The organism is Cupriavidus sp. 10L43_2, from assembly GCF_056395265.1.
Genome location: NZ_JBFTJE010000019.1, coordinates 58,507 through 74,453, shown reverse-complemented (window position 1 = coordinate 74,453; position 15,947 = coordinate 58,507). Strand labels below are relative to the sequence as shown.

Below are 15,947 nucleotides of genomic sequence, written 5' to 3'. Positions count from 1 at the left end.
GCAGTGAACCCGACGAAGGCGTAGACTGCGGAGGCTACCTTTCACGCCCCAATATGGAGTCGCCCGTCATGACCCGCATGGTCCCCCCGACCCGGATGCGCCACCCGCGCACGGCCACCCTGACGCTCCAGCGCCGCGCGCTGCTCGCCGCCCTGGCGGTGTCCGCGATGGCCGCCGCCACGGCCAGCCTGCTGCCGCGCGCAGCCCACGCCGCCGAGAAGTCGACCCCCACAGCCGCCGCTTCAGCCGGTCAGGCCGGCAGTTGCCCGGCGACGCTCAACTTCAAGTTCCCGCGCCTGCAGGACGAGTCGCCCCAGAACCTGTGCCAGTACGCCGGCAAGGTCGTGCTGGTGGTCAACACGGCCAGCTACTGCGGGTTCACGCCGCAGTACGAGGGCCTCGAGGCGCTCTACGCCAAGTACCGGGAGCGCGGCCTGGTCGTGCTCGGCTTCCCGTCGAACGATTTCTCGCAGGAGCCCGGCTCCTCGAAGGAAATTTCCGACTTCTGCTACAACACCTACGGCGTCAAGTTCCCGATGCTGGGCAAGTCCCACGTGCGCGGCAGCGATGTCAACCCGATGTACGAGCTGCTGGCCAAGGAAACCGGCACCGCGCCGAAGTGGAACTTCTATAAATACCTGATCGACCGCAAGGGGCAGGTCGTCGGCAGCTACAACAGCATGGTCAAGCCGGACGACAAGCAACTCGTGGCCAATATCGAGAAGCTGCTCAGCACGCGCTAAGACCGCATGACCGACCTTTGATCCCCGTCAAAGGTCGAACCGCCCCCGCTGGTACTTTCGCCGATTCAAAACAAAAACGAGCGAAAGGGGGGCCGCGATGGCTATCGCGCTATATGAATCGAGCGAGCATGTCTGCATGGTGTTCACCGACCTGGTGGACGATGGCGACGGGGACGTCGTGCAGTCGAACCAGTTCCTGGTGGTCAACCACGGTCACGGGGCGTTGATCGATCCCGGCGGTGCGCTGACCTACGGCGAGCTGTATATGGCGATCAGCCGCCACTTTCCGCCCAAGCGGCTAGACTACGTGCTGGCCTCCCATGCCGATCCGGACATCGTGGCGTCGGTGGGGCGCTGGCTGACGGCATCGGACAGCAAGGTGTTGATCTCGCAGGTATGGGCGCGCTTCCTGCCCCATATCTGCCAGGCCGGGAAGATGGCCGGCCGCGTGGTCGGCATTCCGGATGCCGGCATGGTCGTGCCGCTCGGCGCGAGCAACCTGATCGCCGTCCCCGCCCACTTCCTCCATTCGGAGGGCAATTTCCACTTCTACGATCCCATCAGCAAGATCCTGTTCTCGGGCGATCTGGGCGCGGCCATGACCACGGCCGCCGAGGCCGGCGCGGTGGTCGAGGACTTCGACGCCCATCTCCCGCGCATGCTGCCGTTCCATCGCCGCTATATGAGCGGCAACCGGGCGTGCCGGCTCTGGGCCGAGATGGCGCGGACCATGGATATCGAATGGATCGTGCCGCAGCACGGGCCGTCGTTCCGGGGCCGGGCGATGGTGAAGCGCTTTATCGACTGGGTGGGGCAGCTCGAATGCGGGCTCGACCTGCTCGACAGCTCCCACTATCGCGTGCCGGCCGGGGCGTAAACGTAGCGCATGGTGGTGACCCTGGCGGTACTTCTCCACCGGGGATGTCTCCGCTGCTGCACAGGACAAGCCGGCCAGATTCCGGCTATCCTCGGTTTCCTTGCCGTCTCGCTTCCCACGGCCAGCCCAGAAACCAAGGAAATCACCATGAAACTAGTACGCGTAGGACAGCCCGGTGCAGAGCGCCCGGGCGTCGTGGATCGTGATGGCCGCGTGCGCGACCTGTCTGCCGTGATCGGCAACATCGGCCCGGACGAACTGGCGCCGGCCGCGCTGGCCCGGCTGGCCGCGATCGACCCCGCCACGCTGCCGCTGGTGGAGGGCGCCCGCCACGGCGTGCCCTGGACCGGCATCGGCAAGATCATCGCCATCGGCCTGAACTACGCTGACCATGCCGCCGAAGCCGGCATGCCGCTGCCGGCCGAGCCGATCGTCTTCCTGAAGGCCAATTCCTCGCTGAACGGCCCCAACGATGCCGTGATGCTGCCGTTCGGTTCGGAGAAGTCCGACTGGGAGGTGGAGCTGGGCGTGGTCATCGGCACCACCGCGCGCAATGTCTCGAAGGCCCAGGCGCTTGAGCACGTGGCGGGCTACTGCGTGGTCAACGATGTGTCCGAGCGCGAGTTCCAGATCGAGCGGGGCGGCACCTGGGACAAGGGCAAGGGCTGCGACACCTTCTGCCCGGTCGGCCCCTGGCTGGTCACGCGCGACGAGGTGCCCGAACCCCAGAACCTGGCGATGTGGTTGGACGTGAACGGCCAGCGCATGCAGAAAGGCAGCACCGCGACCATGGTTTTCGACGTCGCCACCGTGGTCAGCTATGTCAGCCGCTTCATGACCCTGCTGCCCGGCGACCTGATCGCCACGGGCACGCCGCCGGGTGTGGGCATGGGGTTCAAGCCGCCGCGCTACCTGCGCGCGGGCGACACCATGCGCCTCGGTATCGCCGGCCTCGGCGAGCAGACCCAGCAGGTCGTGCCATACGGCGAGCGCTGAGTCGGGCGTCGGCCCATGTCCGACATCGTTGCCAGAAAAAGGGGGACTTTCGGGTTCCCCGCTGAAACGTCTTCATACAAAGGGTCGCAGTTCCACACAAAGCGTCCCCTAAGGGCAACAGTTTTGGCACGGTTTAGGGCGCATACGCACGAAATCCGCATTCTGGGTTTTACCCTTCGACCCTGCGTGAAATACTGTTCATACATGCAAGCCAAAAGAGCAATGCCATGTCTGAACATGCCCCCGAAATAGAATCGATATTGAAGACCGTCGCGGTCAAGCTCGCGAACGGTTCCACCGAATCCCCCACGCGCTCCTACTGCACGCTGCACGACACGCTCGATTGCCACGACGAGCTGCAGGACATCCGGCGCAGCATCCACCAGCATCCCGAACTGGCCTTCAACGAGATCCGCACTGCCGAACTGGTGGCGTCCCGCCTGGAGGGGTGGGGCTATCAGGTCACGCGCGGCGTGGGCGGCACCGGGGTGGTCGGCACGCTGCGCGCCGGCACGGGCAAGCGGAGTGTCGGCATTCGCGCCGATATGGACGCGCTGCCGATTCACGAGCGCTCGGGTTTGCCCTATGCCAGCGTGCATGAGGRCAAGATGCACGCGTGCGGCCACGACGGCCACACCACCATGCTGCTGGGCGCCGCCCGCCAGCTTGCGCGGACCCGCCGCTTCAACGGCACCATCCACCTGATCTTCCAGCCGGCCGAGGAAATCGGCGCGGGCGGCGGGGCGGAGCGGATGCTGGCCGATGGCCTGTTCGAGCGGTTTCCCTGCGATGCGATCTTCGGCCTGCACAACCATCCGGGCGTGGAAGCTGGCACCTTCATGTTCCGTTCCGGCCCGTTCATGGCGGCCTGCGACACGGTAGCGATCACGATCCGCGGCAAGGGTGGCCACGCGGCGCGCCCGCACCAGTCGATCGACCCGATCCTGGTGGCCGGCAGCCTGGTGATGGCGCTGCAATCGGTGGTATCGCGCAATGTGGATCCGAACGAGACCGCCGTGGTGACCATCGGCACGCTGCACGCCGGCCACGCCCCGAACGTGATTCCGGACAGCGCGCGCATGGAAATCAGCGTGCGGTCGTTCAACCCCGAGGTGCGGGCGTCGATGGAGGCGCGCATCCGCCAGCTGGCTACATCGCACGCCGAGGGTTACGGCGCTACGGTCGATATCGACTACGTGCGCGGCTACCCGGTGCTGGTGAACAGCGAGGCCGAAACCGAGTTCGCGCGCCAGGTGGCCGAGGAACTGGTGGGGCCGGAGCGTGCCGTGCCGAATTTCCACCGGATCGCCGGCAGCGAGGACTTCGCGTACTTCCTGCAACAGCGCCCGGGCTGCTTCGTGCGGATGGGCAACGGCGCCAACCAGCCGCTGCTGCACAACGCCGGCTACGACTTCAATGACCAGAATCTGACCGTGGGCGCGGCGTACTGGACCCGGCTGGCCGAGCGTTACCTGGATGGGGCCTGAGCGGGACCCGATCGGGGCCTGAGCCCCGACCGGGCTCATCGGGCAGTTATCGGAAGAAGGCGCTGGGCGGCACGCCGAACTGCCGCCGGAACATCGTCGCAAAGGCGCTCGGGCTGCCATAGCCCATGTCGAGCGCCACATCCACCACCTTCGCCCCCGCCGCCAGGCGCTCCAGCGCGGCCAGCAGCCGCGCCTGCTGGCGCCACTGGCCGAAGGTCATGCCGGTCTCGCGCGCGAACCGTCGCTGGATCGTCTTCGGATCTACCCCCAGCGAGTTTCCCCAGTCGGCCAGGGTCAGGTCGGTGTCCGGGCTTTCGACGATGGCGTCGCAGATCTGCCGCAGGCCGACATCGCTCGGGCGCGGCAGGTGCAGCGGCAGGGTCGGCACCAGCAGCACCTCATCGAGCAGCAGCCGCATCAGCCGACCGTCGCGCGAGTCCGGTGCATAGGGCAGGGGGATGTCGATGGCGGCCAGGATCAGCTCGCGCAGCAGCGCGGTGACGCCGAGCACGGTGCAGCGGGTGGGGAGGTCCGGCGCGGCGTCCGGGCGGATATAGGCGGTGCGCATCTGCACGCGGCCGACCATGCGGATCCAGTGCACCGTGCCGCCGGGCATCCACATGCCGCGCGTGGGCGGCACGATCCACTGCCCGTCCGCCGTGGAGACCACCATCACGCCGTGCATCGCGTGGATCAACTGCGCGTGGGGATGCTGGTGCGGCTTGGTGACGTGGCCCGGGGCGTAGTCGGCGGCCATGGCCGTTACCGGCATCGGGCTGCGGTCGTAGCGGATGTAGGCTGGCGAGGCCGCGTAGGTGTCGGCCCGGGCGTCGGCATCGGGGTCGTGCGGGGCATCGGGCGGCAGGCGCCGGGCGCCCGGCGTGGTGCGGTCGATCCACTCGACTGGCGGCGGCGTCGCTTTCCGAGGACGGGGGGTGGGCGGCATGTCCTTTTCTCCAAAGTTCCGGCCCCATTCTCGCAGGACAGGCGGAAATTTGCCATTTAGGATGCGATCGTCACACTTTTAACCAGATCGGCCAATGCGCCCCGCCCCATGAGCACAACCGTCAATCCCGCCCCCGCCGCCGAGGCCGCGCACCGCGAGGAAGGCACGCGCTTCCGCGTGTTGTACGCGATCAGCTTCGCGCACTTCCTCAACGACATGATTCAGTCGCTGATCCTGGCCATCTATCCCATGCTCAAGGGCGGCTTCAACCTGAGCTTCACCCAGATCGGCCTGCTGACGCTGACCTATCAGATCACCGCGTCGCTGCTGCAGCCGATCGTTGGCCTGTACACAGATAAGCATCCGAAGCCACATTCGCTGGCCATCGGCATGGGCTTTACGCTGTGCGGGCTGCTGCTGCTGTCCGTGGCGCCGACCTATGGCGTGCTGCTGGTGGCGGCGGCGCTGGTGGGTACCGGCTCGTCGATCTTCCATCCGGAGTCGTCGCGCGTGGCGCGCATGGCCTCGGGCGGCCAGCACGGGCTGGCCCAGTCGATCTTCCAGGTGGGCGGCAACGGCGGTAGCGCCATGGGGCCGCTGCTGGCGGCGTGGATCGTGCACCAGCAAGGCAGCGTGGCGTGGTTCTCGCTGGCCGCGCTGCTGGCGATTGCCGTGCTGTGGCAGATCGGCGGCTGGTACGGCCGCCACCTGGCCGAGCGCGCAGCCAAGAAGAAGGGCGCCGGCACGGCGGCCAAGCCGCTGCCGACCCGCACCGTGGTCCGCGCCATCGCGGTGCTGCTGCTGCTGATCTTCTCGAAGTACTTCTACATGGCGAGCCTGAACACGTATTACACGTTCTATCTCATGGAGAAGTTCGGGCTGACCCGCCAGTCTTCGCAGATCTACCTGTTCCTGTTCCTGTTCGCGGTGGCGGCCGGCACCATCCTCGGCGGCCCGATTGGCGACCGCATCGGCCGCAAGCGCGTGATCTGGGCGTCGATCCTCGGCGTGGCGCCGTTCACGCTGATGCTGCCGCACGCCAACCTGTTCTGGACCGGCGTGCTGTCGTTCGTGATCGGCTTCATCCTGGCCTCGGCGTTCTCGGCCATCCTCGTGTTCGCCCAGGAGCTGATTCCGGGCAAGGTCGGCATGGTGTCCGGCCTGTTCTTCGGCTTCGCGTTCGGCATGGGCGGCATCGGCGCCGCCGTGCTCGGCACCCTGGCCGACACGCACGGCATCCAGACCGTGTACGACGTCTGCGCCTATTTGCCGCTGCTCGGCCTGCTGGCGGTGTTCCTGCCGGACCTTGGCGGACGGAAGAAGACCGCGGCGGCCTAGCCCGCCGTTGGATTGCTCCCCTCGCCCGCTTGCGGGAGAGGGGCCGGGGGAGAGGGCCGGCGCATGAACCTGCCCGCCACCCCTCGTAGAACGCCTACTTCGCGGCCCCAGCCTTATCCTGGGACACATCCATGATCATCCGCGTCAGCAGGTACAGGCGCGGCGTGACCGAGTTCAGGTCCACGTACTCGGCATCGTTCGAATGCGCGCCAAAGCCGCGCAGCCCGAAGCGCTCGATCACCGGTGCCTTGGTGCCCGCCGCCGCGAACGCCGCGTCGGTGCCGCCGCCTTCGGCAGTGTCATAGACCATCAGCTTCTCGCCGATTTCCGAATAAATGCCCTGCGCATGGGCTGCCAGCGTGCGCGCCGCCTGGGTGACCTCGAGCGGCGGGCGACGACGCTCGAACTTGACCTCGACCTTGGTGTCCGGAATCAGCTTCTGCTTCACGCGCTCCTGCAGCGTGCGCTCCAGGCCATCGTAGTCGGCGGTGCGCAGCACGCGCACATCGGCCTGCGCCGTGGCGACGGCCGGAACCACGTTGCGGTTGGTGCCCGCGTTCGAGATCGTCCAGTTGACCTTGAGCCCGGTGTCCGGGTTGGACAGGTCGCGCATTTGCAGGATCTGGTGCGACAGCTCGTACAGCGCGTTGCGGCCCAGCTCCGGCGCGCTGCCCGCGTGCGACGCCTTGCCCTCGACTTTCAGCGAAATCGCACCGATGCCGCTCGTCGCCAGCGACAGGCGGTCGCCCGTGACGCGCGTGGCCTCGCACGAGAACACGGCGTCCTGCTGCGCCCCGAGCTTGGTCATCATGGCGCGGGCGCCCGGCGAGCTGATTTCCTCGTCGCCGTTGATCAGCACCGTCAGCGTGCCGTAGTCCTTGAACTTCATCTTTTGCAGGATGGCCACCGTGTGGAGGATCACGGCCACGCCATTCTTGTCGTCGGCAATGCCCAGCCCGTAGGCGCGGTCGCCGTCCACGCGGAACGGCTGCTGCGCGAGCATGCCGCGCAGGTACACGGTGTCCATGTGGGCGATCAGCATGATGTTGCGGCGCCCGGTGCCCTTGAACTGGGCCACGACCATCTTGCCGACCTTCTCCGGCGTGTCTTCCATCCGGTAGACCTCGGTGGGCTCGACCAGCTTGGCGTCGCCGCCGAGCGCGGCCAGCCGGTCCCGGATCAGCGCGGCGATGCGGTCCAGACCCTCGATATCCTTGCTGCCGGACTCGATCGACACCAGATCCTTGAGCGTGGCGATCAGCGCGGGCTTCTCCTGCTGGGCGAGCTGGTAGGCCGGCTCCACCGGGGCGGCGTGGGCCGTGGCGGCGCAGGCGGAGGCCAGTGCCAGCGCGAACGGCAGGGCGCGCAGGGCAGGGAAGCGGGGGCGACGAACGGATGGCATGCGGTCAGGCTCCTTGTTATGGGGATGTGGGATCGGAAATCTTGAGCGCATGGCGCCGCCACGTAAAGTGCGCCAGACGCGATGCCGCGTGAAAACGCCAGCCTGTCGCGCGCACGCAGCAGACATGGCGCGACATGGCCTGCCCATGGCCCGGCCACGGACCAATCACCGCCAGATGGGGCCAACGCCAGCGTTTTGCGGCATCATGGCGGGCATGAAGTCCGCCGTGCCCCCGCTCCCCGGTCATTCCGGTCATCCCGCCATGCCAGCCGCCCCGCCCCTGCCGGTACCCACCCGCCCCGCCTGCGCCCACTGCCTGGCCTTGGCCGAGGACCCGCGCCGGCGCGAGCCGCACGCCTGCCTGGCTCTGCGCAACACGGCGCCCCATGTCAGTGCCAGCGCGGCCGGGGTGCCGTTCAGCATGCTGTCCTTCACCTGCCGCGAGTGCGGCACGGCGTGGCGGCTGTACGACCGCGCCAACGAACTCTTCGTCTCGTGGGTGCCGGAACACCCGCTCGTGCGCTAAAACGGCTTCGCCGGGAGGGCTGGCAAGGCCGGAACGGCAAGCGGGCGGTTCGGCCGCCGGGGCCCTTCGGCTAAGATAGCGCCTATCCATCAGCAACCCTCCCGCCCCGTTTCCGCCATGTTTCCTGCCATTTCCAAGCCGCTGCTGGCGGCCTTGTCTGTCGCCACGCTTGCGGCCCCGTCCTTCGTTTCCTCCGCCCACGCGGCCGACGCCTACCCGAGCCGCCCGATCCGCGTGATCGTGGCCTACCCGACCGGGGGCATCAGCGACGCCGTGGCCCGCGCGCTGGGCGAGAAGCTGTCCGTACAGATGGGCACCTCCGTGGTGGTGGAGAACAAGGCCGGCGCTGGCGGCAGCATCGGCATCGACGCCGTGGCCAAGGCCGCGCCGGACGGCTACACCATCGGCTTCGCCTCCACCAGCCCGCTGACGCTGAACCCGCACGTGGGCCGCGTCAACTACGACCCCGAGCACGACGTGGCGCCGGTCATGAGCGTCATGTACTCGCCGGTGCTCGTGGTGGCCACCTCGGGCTTCGCCGGCAAGGCCTTCGCGGACCTCGTCGCGCAGGCCAAGGCCAAGCCGGGTTCGGTCCGCTGGGCCACTTCGGGCCTGGGCACGGTCGGGCACGTGATGCTCGAGCAGGTCAAGGCGAAGTCCAAGGCCGACATCACGCTGATCCCCTACAAGGGCGCGGGCCAGCAGATGAACGACGCGCTGGGCGCGCAGTTCGAGGTGATGAGCACCAACGCCAGCCCCATGCTGAGCCAGCATATGCAGGCGGGCCGCCTGCGCGCGCTGGCCGTGGGCGCGCCCAAGCGCCTGGAGAGCCTGCCCGGCGTGCCGACCTTCGCCGAACTCGGCTATCCCAAGGCCAACCTGACGTCGACGTTCGGCATCTTCGCTCCGGGCAAGACCTCGCCGGCCATCATCAACCGCCTCAACGCCGAACTGAACAAGGCGCTGGGCGAGCCGGAAGTGCGCGAGCGCCTGCTCAAGGGCGGCGAGGTGCCCACCGGCGGCACCGCCGCGCAGTTCGCCGCCGCTATTCGCGCGGAATCGGAAGACAACGCGCGCATCGTCAAGGAAGCCGGCATCAAGGCCGACTGAGCCCCCGTCGTCCACCATCGGCTAGACCAGATCCAGCCGGCTGCCCAGCCGGTGAATCGCCCGCAGCATCACGCCGTTGCGGGGCCATAGCGCCAGCTTGGTCCGCACGCGCGAGAGGTGGCTGTCCACGGTGCGCGCGTGTGTGTGCACCCCGCCGTCCGGCCAGACGTGCCGGATCATCGCCTCGCGCAGCACCAGCGTGCCCAGGTTGCGGAACAGCAGCAGGGCCAGCGCAAACTCCTTTGGCGCCAGCGCCACGGGCACACCGGCCACCCAGGCCTGCCGCTCGGCCGTGACGAAGCGATAGACGCCGCTCACGAGTTGCTCGGGCATGTCGCCGAAGCCCGCCGGCGCCACGGTGCCGGCCAGCATTCCCGGTACTGCCGCGCGCCGCGCCAGCGCCTCCACGCGCGCCAGCAACTCGGCCCCGCGCCCCGCCTCGCCCACGTAGGCATCGGCGCCCGCCGCCAGGCAGGCCGCCACCTGTGCGTCGTCGTCGCCCCGGCCCAGCATCATCACCGGCACGCCTTGTCCGAGCGTGTCGCGCACCCATTTCAGCACGTCGCACGCGGCCGTCGCGGCGGCGATGGAACTGGCGCGGTCCAGCAGCAGCACGTCGTAGCGGGCATCCCGCACCGCGTCCGTCATCGACTTTCCACACCCGAAGCAGCGCACGACATGCCCGCCCCGATGCAGCGCGTGCCTGAGCATTCCGGCGCGGGACGGGTTGTCCGCCAGCGCGGCGATCTTCACGATGGGCCTCCCTCGGCTTGTTTCAATGCGGCCATGGTAGGCCGCGCGCCGGCCGGCACGAAGTAAACATTTGTTGCCGACTAAAAATGAGCATCGTCTTATAGGGTTGCGACGCGTCCCGGCCTCTAATGCTCGGATGGCAGACAACGGATGCGCCTCGGGGGCGCGCAACGACGATGGGATTGAGGATAGCTTCGCTGGAGCCAGACGCCGGCCACGCCGCGCGGATTCGGGAGATCGTGACCGCCGCCGGGCACGAGTGCGTGACGTTCGACGACGGCCGGCGCATGCTGCTGACGCTGCGCAAGGTCACGTTCGACCTGCTGCTGCTGGACTGGCACGCGCCGCAGGTCAGCGGCCGCGAGGTGCTGGCGTGGGTGCGCGCCCATCTGGACGCCCGCGTGCCGGTGATGTTCCTGACCGGGCTGGACAACGAGCGGGACATCGTGGCGACGCTGGCAGCGGGAGCGGACGACTACATGGTCAAGCCGATCCGCCCGCAGGAACTGGCCGCGCGGATCGAGGCGCTGCTGCGCCGCGCGTACCCGGACCTGCGGCAGTCGCGCGACGGCAACATGGCCTGGGGCTGCTTCGCCTTCCACCTGGCCACCCGGGCCTCGACATGCCACGGCCAGAAGGTGGCGCTGACGCCCAAGGAATTCGACCTCGCGCTACTGCTGTTCCGCAACGCCGGCCGGGTGGTGCCGCGCGAACACATGGTGGTGGCGGTCTGGGGGCGCGACATCCCGCCGATGTCCCGCACCATCGACACCCACATCTCCCGCGTGCGCAACAAGCTGGGCCTCTGGCCCGACAACGGCGTGCGCATCGTCCCGCTGTACACGCATGGCTATCGGCTGGAGTTGCTCGGCGACGAGGGGTCGGCGGGGCCTGCACCCAAGCCCGACGCCGCGCCGGCCGGCGGCTCCCGCAGGCGCCGTGGAACGGGCCGCCAGCCGGTGCTGGGCCCCAATCGCTGATGACGGCAGGAACGACCCGCCGCCCTGAAAAACAAAAAGGCACCCGAAGGTGCCTTTCTGCGATGCGGTCAGACCAACAATCAGAAGATGTGGCGGATACCTGCGGCCACGCCCGTCTGGTTGTTCTTGCCAGGCATTTCGGCCTGCACAGCGCCCGTGACCTTGTTGTAGTCGACGGTGCCGTACACCTGGGTACGCTTGGACAGCGAGTACTCGGCCAGCAGCACGCCGGTGTAGCGGTTGCCGCTGCTTTCCACGCCGTTCTTGTCCTTCACGTGGTCGCCGTAGAACACGCCGGTCACGGCCAGGGCCGGGCTGACCTGGTAGGTCATGCCGACGTAGCCGATCATGTCCTTGCGCGGCGTGTTGGCGGCGCCGGCGGCGATGGCGTTCTGGGCGGCAACCGTGGTCGTGGCGGCCGAGCGGTTCAGGAAGCCATTGTCGATCGTACCGGTGGCGTCACGGCCACCGACGTAACCGAGGAACAGCTTGGCTGCGCCGATGGTGTACTTACCAGCCAGGCCCCACATCTGCTGGCGCTCGCTGCTGGCGTTGCGGAATTCCTGGTACACGGCGCCGATGCCGAACGGCCCGATGTCGTACGAGGCACGGGTGCCCCAGTACTGGTTGCGCGTCATGCTGCCGGCGGTCTCACCGAAGCCGTAGCTGGCGCCCACGTTCAGGCCCGCGAACGCGCCCGAGTAGCTCACCACGTTGTCGGTACGGATCTGGGTCAGGAAGAACGGCCAGGCGTTGTTGTCGTAGTTACCGATGGTCAGCGGGTCGAAGTCGCCGAACAAATTAAACCCTTCGGTGTACTGGCGGCCCAGCTTGACTGCGCCGAAGTCACCGGCCAGGCCCACGTAGGCCTGACGACCGAACATACGGCCACTCGGGTTGGCGGTGCTGACCTGGTTGGAACGACCCGTATCCGGATCGAAGCCGTTTTCCAGCTGGAAGATGGCCTTCAGGTTGTTGCCCAGTGCTTCGCTGCCCTTGATGCCCCAACGGCTGTTGGTGATCGCGCCGTTGGTCAGCTGCGTCTGGCTGTGGTTGCCGGCGTCGGCGTTGGTCTGGAAGCGAATGCTCTGGTCAACGATACCGTACAGCGTCACCGACGTCTGTGCGTAGGCGCTGCCGGCCAGCAGGCTGCCAATGGCGAGGGTGAGTAGCGATTTCTTCATGGTGCTCCTTTTCTGTCTTGTGGTTGTGCCGTAACCGGATCACGGCCGGCACAAAGGTTTACGTTTGCAGTAAACGCCGCGAAAATTTAACAAAACACGGAACTTTCGGACATAAAAGCAGCGTGAACCGGCACTCTAGAGAGACATTTGGTGCAATTCCGTTGGTTTGTCGCTACACAATGTCACACCCTCGTGATAATGGTGCATTGCAGCGTGCGCCATGGCAGTGCATGGACGTGGGAGGCGAGCGGTGGGGCGGCTGTGCAGGCGCGATTGCAGCCACCACGTGGATGGTTGCTGCAATGCAAAAACCCCTCCTTGCGAGGGGCGGGTTATCCCTTAGTTAATGGGATAACGGCGCACGGAAAGGTATCCGCGCGCCGTTCAGGACCGGGAAACTCGAATTAATTCGAAAACCGAAAAACGAATACCGAAAATGCCGAAGGGCAATCAGTTTTGCGGGATTTCGATTTTCACCTCGAGCACTTCGAGGTTGTCCTGGCGCTCCAGGCTGACGCGCAGGTCCTGGTCGCTGATCTTCACGTACTTGGAAATCACGGCCACCAGCTCGCGCTGGAGGGCCGGCAGGTAATCGGCCGGCGCGGAATGGCCGGTGCGCTCATGGGCGAGGATGATCTGCAGCCGCTCTTTGGCGACCGACGCTGACTTCTTCTTCTCCCCCAGCAGGAAGGACAGGATCGACATAGGGATGAGTCCTCCTTACTTGTTACCGAAGATGCGCGAGAGCAGGCCCGGCTTCTGGTAGTCGGTGAAACGCATCGGCTTGTCCTTGCCCAGGAAGCGGTCCACCACGTCGCCATAGGCGTCGGCCACATCGCTGCCTTCCAGGTGGATGGCGGGCGTGCCCTGGTTGGACGCGTGCAGCACGGCTTCCGATTCCGGTACCACGCCAATCAGCTTGATGCGCAGGATTTCCTGGATGTCGGTCAGCGACAGCATTTCGCCGCCATGCACGCGCTTCGGGTTGTAGCGCGTGATCAGCAGGTGCTCCTTGATCGGCTCGCCGCCCTCGCTGGCACGCTTGGTCTTCGAGGCCAGGATGCCGAGGATGCGGTCCGAGTCGCGCACGGACGAGACTTCCGGGTTGGTCACGACGAGCGCCTCGTCGGCGAAGTACATCGCCATCAGCGCACCGGACTCGATGCCCGCCGGGGAGTCGCAGACGATGAACTCGAAGCCCATGCCCACCAGGCCGTTGATGACCTTTTCCACGCCGTCGCGGGTCAGCGCGTCCTTGTCCCGCGTCTGCGACGCCGGCAGGATGAACAGGTTCTCGCACTTCTTGTCCTTGATCAGCGCCTGGTTCAGGTTGGCTTCGCCCTGGACCACGTTGATCAGGTCATACACCACGCGGCGCTCGCAACCCATGATCAGGTCGAGGTTGCGCAGGCCGACGTCGAAGTCGATCACGGCCGTCTTGTGGCCCCGCAGGGCCAGGCCGGCGGCGAAGCTCGCGCTGGTGGTGGTCTTGCCAACGCCTCCCTTGCCGGAGGTCACAACGATGATTTTTGCCATGGCTCTATGGTCCAGTATGGGTGCAGGGTATTTCGTACCGGGCGGGCCGGCCGTACCGATGGGTTAGCGCGGTTATTTCATCCGCAGCGGTTCGAGAATCAACTTTTCGTCAGCCAGGCGCACCTGGGCCGACTTGCCGAGCACATCGGCCGGGAGCGTCTGCTCGGCGGTCCGATAGATGCCGGCGATGGAAATCAGCTCGGGCTCCAGGCACGTGCAGAAGATGCGCGCGTCCGGGTTGCCCTTGACACCCGCCAGCGCGCGTCCGCGCAGCGGGGCATAGATATGGATGTTGCCTTCGGCGATGACCTCGGCGCCGTAGCTGACCAGGTCCAGGATCACCACGTCGCCCTGCGCGTAGATCTGCTGGCCGGAGCGCAGCGGCTTGTCGATCAGCAGGGTTGGCACCGCGCGCGGGGCGGCGGCAGCGGCCATGATCTCGGCGATATCCGAGGCCGTGTTGTTGACTGGCGCGGCTTCGGCGGCGGGGGATTCAGGGGTTTCGGCGGCCGTGGTGGCGTCCTTGGCGCCGGCGGGCGAGGCAGCCGTCGCCGCTTCGTCCCGGCCGCCACGGCGGCTCTGGCTCTCCAGCAGCGGCAGACCGAAGGCTTCGGCCCAGGCGCGCTGGTCGTCGCGCGCCACCACGCCGATGGCCCGGGCCCGCAGGGTGGCCAGCGTGTCGATCACGCGGTCCAGCGCCAGGCGGTCGTCGCCTTCCAGGCGGCGCAGGTCCAGCGCCACCACGTCATTGGAGAAGAAATCGGGGGTCGATTCGAAGCGGGAGAGGAGATCATCCCGCAGCGCCTCGATGTCGGCGGTCTTGAGGGCGAGAAGGAGGGCGTCGACGTTGCCACTGCGCAGCTCGAAGCGTGGCGATTTCTTCTGAGACATAGTCGGTGACCGTGGAAATGCCACATTCTAACGTCGGTTCTCCGGCGAACTGTAACAATTCTCGAACCCGGCGCCGAACGTGCCCGATGCGGGGCTTCCCGGCCGGATCGCGCGCCTAAAGTGCCGGGCGATGCCGCTTACGCTCGCAGAAGGGTGACGCTCTTGTTACGATTGCGCATCTCGACAACGGAGTTCCCATGGGCGCCATCGTCAATTGCGCGGCCTATCGTCAAGGCAAGAAGCTGGGTCCGGTCGAATTCGACGCCCTCGCCGGCGTACTGTCCGAGCCCGGCACCTTTGTCTGGCTGGGCCTGCACGAACCGGACCTGGCGTTGCTGCGCAAGGTCCAGCAGGCGTTCGGGCTGCACGACCTCGCCGTGGAGGACGCCCTGGACGCCCACCAGCGGCCCAAGCTGGAAACCTACGGCGATTCGGTCTTCGTGGTGCTCAATACCGCGCAACTGGTCGGGGAGGAGGTGGTGGTGGGAGAGACGCACCTGTTCGTCGGCCCGAACTACGTGGTTTCGGTACGGCACGGCGCCAGTTCCACCTACGCCCCGGTGCGCGAGCGCTGCGAGAGCGACCCGCAGGGGCTGGCCAACGGCCCCGGCTATGTGCTCTATGCGCTGATGGACTTCGTGGTGGACCACTACCTGCCCATCGTCAACCGGCTCGAGGACAGCTTCGAGACGCTTGAGCAGGACATTTTCCGCGATGAATTCGATCGTGCCGCCATCGAACGGCTGTACCAGGTCAAGCACCAGGTGCTGCGGCTGCGCAACGCGGTCTATCCGGTGGAGGACATCTGCAGCCAACTGATCCGGCTGCACGAGGAACTGGTGCCGAAGGAGCTGCGCGCCTATTTCCGCGACATCGAGGACCACGCCAGCCGCATCGTCCGCACGCTGGACGTGGTGCGCGAGATGCTGACCACGGCGGTCCAGGTCAACCTGGCGCTGGTCACGGTGGGCCAGAACGAGGTGGTCAAGCGGCTGGCCGGCTGGGGCGCCATCCTCGCCGTGCCGACCGTGATCTTCAGCCTCTACGGCATGAATTTCAGCTTTATGCCAGAGCTGAAGCTCCATTACGCCTATCCGGTGGTCATCGGCGTGACCGCCACGGCCTGCACCTGGCTCTGGCGCAAGTTGCACCGGGCGGGCTGGATCTAGCCCAGTCCG

General features: G+C 66.9%; 16 protein-coding genes. 9 read left to right on the top strand and 7 right to left on the bottom strand.

Annotated elements, in window-relative coordinates:
- The first annotated feature begins 77 nt into the window (after positions 1-77).
- The 4 genes from AC1DEL_RS22835 (at position 78) to AC1DEL_RS22820 (ending at position 4,103) form a co-directional block, all read left to right on the top strand.
- On the top strand, positions 78-743 hold the full coding sequence (locus tag AC1DEL_RS22835; RefSeq protein WP_369823464.1) for a glutathione peroxidase: 666 nt from the start codon (positions 78-80) through the stop codon (positions 741-743).
- Positions 744-840: 97 nt separating this feature from the next.
- On the top strand, positions 841-1,620 hold the full coding sequence (locus AC1DEL_RS22830) for an oxygen-binding di-iron domain-containing protein (protein ID WP_092291172.1): 780 nt from the start codon (positions 841-843) through the stop codon (positions 1,618-1,620).
- 147 nt (positions 1,621-1,767) lie between these two features.
- Positions 1,768-2,616 carry a fumarylacetoacetate hydrolase family protein gene (locus tag AC1DEL_RS22825; RefSeq protein WP_092291174.1) on the top strand — a complete coding sequence of 283 codons (849 nt, stop codon included), beginning with the start codon at positions 1,768-1,770 and terminating at the stop codon, positions 2,614-2,616.
- Positions 2,617-2,843: 227 nt separating this feature from the next.
- Positions 2,844-4,103 carry a M20 aminoacylase family protein gene (locus AC1DEL_RS22820; RefSeq protein WP_477159185.1) on the top strand — a complete coding sequence of 420 codons (1,260 nt, stop codon included), beginning with the start codon at positions 2,844-2,846 and terminating at the stop codon, positions 4,101-4,103.
- Positions 4,104-4,149: 46 nt separating this feature from the next.
- Here AC1DEL_RS22820 and AC1DEL_RS22815 read toward each other — a convergent pair whose 3' ends face one another.
- Complete coding sequence (locus tag AC1DEL_RS22815) at positions 4,150-4,968, bottom strand: AraC family transcriptional regulator (RefSeq protein WP_092292079.1); 819 nt, start codon at positions 4,966-4,968, stop codon at positions 4,150-4,152.
- Between the two features lie 189 nt (positions 4,969-5,157).
- Here AC1DEL_RS22815 and AC1DEL_RS22810 point away from each other — a divergent pair, with 189 nt between their 5' ends.
- The gene (locus AC1DEL_RS22810; RefSeq protein ID WP_477126255.1) at positions 5,158-6,387 is read left to right on the top strand and encodes an MFS transporter; all 1,230 of its coding nucleotides are present in this window, start codon (positions 5,158-5,160) and stop codon (positions 6,385-6,387) included.
- Between the two features lie 94 nt (positions 6,388-6,481).
- Here AC1DEL_RS22810 and AC1DEL_RS22805 read toward each other — a convergent pair whose 3' ends face one another.
- Positions 6,482-7,789: a M20/M25/M40 family metallo-hydrolase gene (locus tag AC1DEL_RS22805; protein ID WP_092291180.1), complete on the bottom strand. Its 1,308-nt coding sequence runs from the start codon at positions 7,787-7,789 to the stop codon at positions 6,482-6,484.
- Between the two features lie 262 nt (positions 7,790-8,051).
- Between AC1DEL_RS22805 and AC1DEL_RS22800 the strand changes: the two genes are divergently transcribed.
- Both AC1DEL_RS22800 and AC1DEL_RS22795 read left to right on the top strand, forming a co-directional pair.
- Positions 8,052-8,315, top strand: a complete 264-nt coding sequence (locus AC1DEL_RS22800) for a hypothetical protein (RefSeq protein ID WP_177219853.1) — start codon at positions 8,052-8,054, stop codon at positions 8,313-8,315.
- A 117-nt stretch (positions 8,316-8,432) separates the two neighbouring features.
- On the top strand, positions 8,433-9,425 hold the full coding sequence (locus AC1DEL_RS22795) for a Bug family tripartite tricarboxylate transporter substrate binding protein (RefSeq protein WP_441591508.1): 993 nt from the start codon (positions 8,433-8,435) through the stop codon (positions 9,423-9,425).
- A 21-nt stretch (positions 9,426-9,446) separates the two neighbouring features.
- Here the strand turns inward: AC1DEL_RS22795 and AC1DEL_RS22790 are convergent, their stop codons facing one another.
- Positions 9,447-10,178 carry a response regulator transcription factor gene (locus AC1DEL_RS22790; RefSeq protein ID WP_092291186.1) on the bottom strand — a complete coding sequence of 244 codons (732 nt, stop codon included), beginning with the start codon at positions 10,176-10,178 and terminating at the stop codon, positions 9,447-9,449.
- Between the two features lie 176 nt (positions 10,179-10,354).
- On the opposite strand from AC1DEL_RS22790, the gene AC1DEL_RS22785 reads away from it, so the two are divergent.
- Positions 10,355-11,158, top strand: a complete 804-nt coding sequence (locus tag AC1DEL_RS22785) for a response regulator transcription factor (protein ID WP_477126254.1) — start codon at positions 10,355-10,357, stop codon at positions 11,156-11,158.
- Between the two features lie 80 nt (positions 11,159-11,238).
- On the opposite strand, the gene AC1DEL_RS22780 is transcribed toward AC1DEL_RS22785, so the two are convergent.
- The 4 genes from AC1DEL_RS22780 to minC form a co-directional block, all read right to left on the bottom strand.
- Positions 11,239-12,342, bottom strand: a complete 1,104-nt coding sequence (locus tag AC1DEL_RS22780; protein WP_092291190.1) for a porin — start codon at positions 12,340-12,342, stop codon at positions 11,239-11,241.
- A gap of 450 nt (positions 12,343-12,792) precedes the next feature.
- Entirely contained in the window at positions 12,793-13,047 is a 255-nt protein-coding gene (minE, locus tag AC1DEL_RS22775) for a cell division topological specificity factor MinE (RefSeq protein ID WP_011296252.1), read from the bottom strand.
- A 15-nt stretch (positions 13,048-13,062) separates the two neighbouring features.
- The gene (gene minD / locus AC1DEL_RS22770) at positions 13,063-13,878 is read right to left on the bottom strand and encodes a septum site-determining protein MinD (protein WP_092291192.1); all 816 of its coding nucleotides are present in this window, start codon (positions 13,876-13,878) and stop codon (positions 13,063-13,065) included.
- 72 nt (positions 13,879-13,950) lie between these two features.
- On the bottom strand, positions 13,951-14,769 hold the full coding sequence (gene minC, locus AC1DEL_RS22765; RefSeq protein WP_441591505.1) for a septum site-determining protein MinC: 819 nt from the start codon (positions 14,767-14,769) through the stop codon (positions 13,951-13,953).
- Positions 14,770-14,966: 197 nt separating this feature from the next.
- Here minC and AC1DEL_RS22760 point away from each other — a divergent pair, with 197 nt between their 5' ends.
- Positions 14,967-15,938 (top strand): magnesium and cobalt transport protein CorA, encoded by a 972-nt coding sequence (locus AC1DEL_RS22760; protein WP_441591503.1) that lies wholly within the window; start codon positions 14,967-14,969, stop codon positions 15,936-15,938.
- Positions 15,939-15,947 lie beyond the last annotated feature (9 nt).

Bases quoted from the DNA above. Each gene is read 5' to 3' on its own strand.
- AC1DEL_RS22825 (WP_092291174.1), top strand. From the start codon at position 1,768: ATGAAACTAGTACGCGTAGGACAGCCCGGTGCAGAGCGCCCGGGCGTC.
- AC1DEL_RS22785 (WP_477126254.1), top strand. From the start codon at position 10,355: ATGGGATTGAGGATAGCTTCGCTGGAGCCAGACGCCGGCCACGCCGCG.
- AC1DEL_RS22810 (WP_477126255.1), top strand. From the start codon at position 5,158: ATGAGCACAACCGTCAATCCCGCCCCCGCCGCCGAGGCCGCGCACCGC.
- minC (WP_441591505.1), bottom strand. From the start codon at position 14,769: ATGTCTCAGAAGAAATCGCCACGCTTCGAGCTGCGCAGTGGCAACGTC.
- AC1DEL_RS22760 (WP_441591503.1), top strand. From the start codon at position 14,967: ATGGGCGCCATCGTCAATTGCGCGGCCTATCGTCAAGGCAAGAAGCTG.
- minD (WP_092291192.1), bottom strand. From the start codon at position 13,878: ATGGCAAAAATCATCGTTGTGACCTCCGGCAAGGGAGGCGTTGGCAAG.
- AC1DEL_RS22795 (WP_441591508.1), top strand. From the start codon at position 8,433: ATGTTTCCTGCCATTTCCAAGCCGCTGCTGGCGGCCTTGTCTGTCGCC.
- AC1DEL_RS22780 (WP_092291190.1), bottom strand. From the start codon at position 12,342: ATGAAGAAATCGCTACTCACCCTCGCCATTGGCAGCCTGCTGGCCGGC.
- minE (WP_011296252.1), bottom strand. From the start codon at position 13,047: ATGTCGATCCTGTCCTTCCTGCTGGGGGAGAAGAAGAAGTCAGCGTCG.
- AC1DEL_RS22800 (WP_177219853.1), top strand. From the start codon at position 8,052: ATGCCAGCCGCCCCGCCCCTGCCGGTACCCACCCGCCCCGCCTGCGCC.
- AC1DEL_RS22805 (WP_092291180.1), bottom strand. From the start codon at position 7,789: ATGCCATCCGTTCGTCGCCCCCGCTTCCCTGCCCTGCGCGCCCTGCCG.
- AC1DEL_RS22830 (WP_092291172.1), top strand. From the start codon at position 841: ATGGCTATCGCGCTATATGAATCGAGCGAGCATGTCTGCATGGTGTTC.
- AC1DEL_RS22835 (WP_369823464.1), top strand. From the start codon at position 78: ATGGTCCCCCCGACCCGGATGCGCCACCCGCGCACGGCCACCCTGACG.